This is a genomic window from Microbacterium sp. UBA837 (genome assembly GCF_002296025.1).
In the GTDB taxonomy this organism is placed as follows: Bacteria; Actinomycetota; Actinomycetes; order Actinomycetales; family Microbacteriaceae; genus Microbacterium.
In genome coordinates, this window is the sequence record NZ_DBHD01000207.1 from 8,990 (window position 1) to 11,843 (window position 2,854).

Genomic DNA, 2,854 nt, shown 5'->3' on the forward strand with positions numbered 1-2,854 from the left:
CCGCCGAGGACTTCGGGGCCCTGGGTGCGACGGACCGCAGCCTTCATGAGTTCGACGGCGAGGTCACCCGCTGCCGTGTCGACACCGGCCGCGGTGTACGGATTACTGGGGGCGTTGTGGGAGTCCACCCGAACAGACTACCGGCGCGCCCTCAGCTCTCGTCGCGCATCCAGGGAGGCGGCTGATCGGTCATCGGCCGCGCGAGGTCGTCGACGAACGTGACCTCCTGCGCGGCGCGGGCGTCACGGATGCGGCGGAGGGTGCGTCGCTCGGCGATGAGGATGATGCTGGCGCTGATCAACAGGCACACCGCCACCGACACCATGGCGTTCAGCCCGAAGGCCCACACGACCCCGGCTTCGCCGGAAGAAGCAACACCGTCGCCCGAGACGGCGCCGAATGTGGTCAGGGCTGCAGCGATGACAAGGCCGACGGTGATGCCGGCGCCGAGGATGCGTCCGTATCGTGGCGACCGGCGCACGAACACGCGTTGCACCTGAACGTCGATGACGTGCTCGTGGGGATCGGGTGAGGATGGCTCTTGCCGGACTGCCATGTGACTGCCCTCACCCGGTTCCGCTCAGTCGGCCGAGATGATGCGGTCGTGCTCGACCCGCAGCGTGCGGGCGCGGCGCGCGTAGACCCGGTCGAAGATGAGGGCCACCGCTCCGCCGAGGGCGACGCCGATCGAAACGAAGATCAGCAGCAGGAACCCGAAGACCTGCATCTGGGAGTAGACGAGGCCCGTGTTGGGGCTCTCTTGCGTCGTCCCGTCGAACAGGAACGTCAGGATCATGGCGACGAGCAGGCCGACGGCACCGCCGAGCAGCAGGAAGACGGAATACTTCGGGCTGCGCCGCACCGTCACCTGCTCGAGGTGGTCATCGCTCGTCGGGGACATGGCTTCCATTCTCGCACTGCCCCGCCCAGCGCGGTCCGCGGGCGAGAGGGTGCGAGAGCGGGATGCCTCAGTCGTCGTGGGCGCCCGGCGCGGCATCCGACCCGCGGCGACGGGCGACGAGCACCGCTCGATCGGCCAGCGCTGGGCCAGAGCAGCGAAGAGGGACGACCGAACGCCGATCGATCCCCGGTAGTCGGCCCAGGTCGGCGCGGATGCCGCGCTCATGGCCGAAGGGGAAGGAGGTGCGAGAAATCAGCGCGGACGCCAGAGGCCCGCAGCGCCCCGGAGGTTTCGGCATCCGACCACCCGCGCACCCCCGTCGCGAGGTCGATGAAGGTCGCGGCATCCATCTCGACGACGTTGGGCGGGGTCCCGCGGGTGTGACGTGGCCCCTCGATGATCTGTGTCGCCCCGAATGGGGGAACGCGGACCTCGACCGTCGCGCCCGGCGCCTTCTCGGCGAGCAACTGAAGTAAGTAGCGCACGGCCGTCGCGGTCTCGGGCCGGCCGGCGGTCCCTTCCGCGACGGCTCCGAGAGCGGCGCGTCCGGCTTCGGTCGTGATTCTGGGAGGCACGGTCCCACGCTACGCCGGTCGGTAGGCTGACCGGGTGCGAATCCTCGTCCTCGGCTCCGGTGCCCGTGAACACGCGATCATCACGTCGCTGCGAAGCGAAGGGGAGGCGCACGAGATCTTCGCGGCCCCCGGAAACGCGGGCATCGCCCAGGACGTCACGGTTGTCGCGCTCGATCCGAATGACCCGGTCGCGGTGGCATCGTTCGCGCAGACCGAGTCGATCGGACTCGTCGTGATCGGACCCGAGGCGCCCCTTGTCGCCGGTGTCGCCGATGCGCTGCGCGAGCGCGGCATCCCGACGTTCGGTCCGGGCAAGGCCGCCGCGCAGCTCGAGGGATCCAAGGCGTTCGCCAAGCGCATCATGCAGGCAGCCGGCGTCCCGACCGGACGCGCAACCCACGCCGCCACCCTCGACGAGGTTGCCGCAGCGCTCGACGAGTTCGGCGCTCCACACGTCGTAAAGGCCGACGGTCTCGCGGCGGGCAAGGGCGTCATCGTCACCGACGACCGCGAAGCAGCCCTCGCCCACGCTGCCGAATACCTCGGCACCGGTGGCGTACTGGTCGAGGAGTTCCTGTCGGGACCCGAAGTGTCGCTCTTCTTCCTCAGCGACGGTGACACCGTGCGGGCGCTGAGCCCCGCGCAGGACTTCAAGCGCCTGCACGACGGCGACGAGGGCCCGAACACCGGTGGCATGGGCGCGTACTCGCCGCTCCCGTGGCTGAGCGAGGGCTGGGGCGGCGAGGCTGCCTTCGTCGAGCAGGTCACCCGCGAGGTCGCCGAGCCGGTCATCCGTCAGCTGGATGCCGAGGGCACGCCATTCATCGGCCTGCTCTACGCGGGACTCATTCTGACCGAGCGCGGTGTGCGCGTCATCGAGTTCAACGCGCGCTTCGGTGACCCAGAAACGCAGGTTGTGCTGCCGCGCCTGGTCGAGCCGCTGTCGGGGCTTCTGCTGGCGGCGGCATCCGGAAACCTCGAGGACGTGGCGCAGCCGACGTTTCACGACACCGCCGCAGTCACCGTCGTGCTCGCCAGCGAGGGCTACCCCGCGGCTCCCCAGGTCGGCCGGGCGATCACGGGAACGGATGCCGCGGCATCCATCGAGGGCGTGCACCTGGCGCACGCCGCCACGGCCCACGGCCCGGAGGGCCTCGTCGCTACCGGGGGTCGCGTGCTGAACGTCGTGGCAACCGGTGAGAACTTCGCCCAGGCCCGCGCGCGTGCCTATGAGGCGCTGTTGCGGATCACGCTCGAGGGCGGCCAGTTCCGCACCGACATCGCCGCGAGCGTCGGCTAGCTCGATCGCGCGGCTCGCGGTGGATACCGCGGGGCCGGTTGGGGACCTGCGACAATGCTCGGGTGACAGATCACGGCG

At 70.1% G+C, this 2,854-nt stretch carries 4 protein-coding genes; 1 reads left to right on the top strand and 3 read right to left on the bottom strand.

Annotated features, from left to right (window positions below; all coding sequences use genetic code 11):
- Positions 1 to 151 precede the first annotated feature (151 nt).
- The 3 genes from B3587_RS14870 to B3587_RS14880 are packed head-to-tail and all read right to left on the bottom strand — an operon-like array spanning position 152 to position 1,476.
- Positions 152 to 556, bottom strand: a complete 405-nt coding sequence (locus tag B3587_RS14870; protein WP_228179364.1) for a hypothetical protein — start codon at positions 554 to 556, stop codon at positions 152 to 154.
- Between the two features lie 24 nt (positions 557 to 580).
- Positions 581 to 1,126 carry a hypothetical protein gene (locus B3587_RS15865; RefSeq protein ID WP_348681499.1) on the bottom strand — a complete coding sequence of 182 codons (546 nt, stop codon included), beginning with the start codon at positions 1,124 to 1,126 and terminating at the stop codon, positions 581 to 583.
- Complete coding sequence (locus B3587_RS14880; protein ID WP_228179365.1) at positions 1,123 to 1,476, bottom strand: sterol carrier family protein; 354 nt, start codon at positions 1,474 to 1,476, stop codon at positions 1,123 to 1,125. The genes B3587_RS15865 and B3587_RS14880 overlap by 4 nt, the downstream gene beginning before the upstream one ends.
- 34 nt (positions 1,477 to 1,510) lie before the next feature.
- On the opposite strand from B3587_RS14880, the gene purD reads away from it, so the two are divergent.
- A complete protein-coding gene (gene purD, locus B3587_RS14885; RefSeq protein WP_292730060.1) occupies positions 1,511 to 2,776 on the top strand; it encodes a phosphoribosylamine--glycine ligase in 1,266 nt (421 codons plus the stop codon).
- Positions 2,777 to 2,854: the final 78 nt, after the last annotated feature.

What these genes read in the sequence shown, in the direction of transcription:
- B3587_RS14870 (WP_228179364.1), bottom strand. Translation starts at nt 556, where the DNA reads ATGGCAGTCCGGCAAGAGCCATCCTCACCCGATCCCCACGAGCACGTC.
- B3587_RS15865 (WP_348681499.1), bottom strand. Translation starts at nt 1,126, where the DNA reads ATGAGCGCGGCATCCGCGCCGACCTGGGCCGACTACCGGGGATCGATC.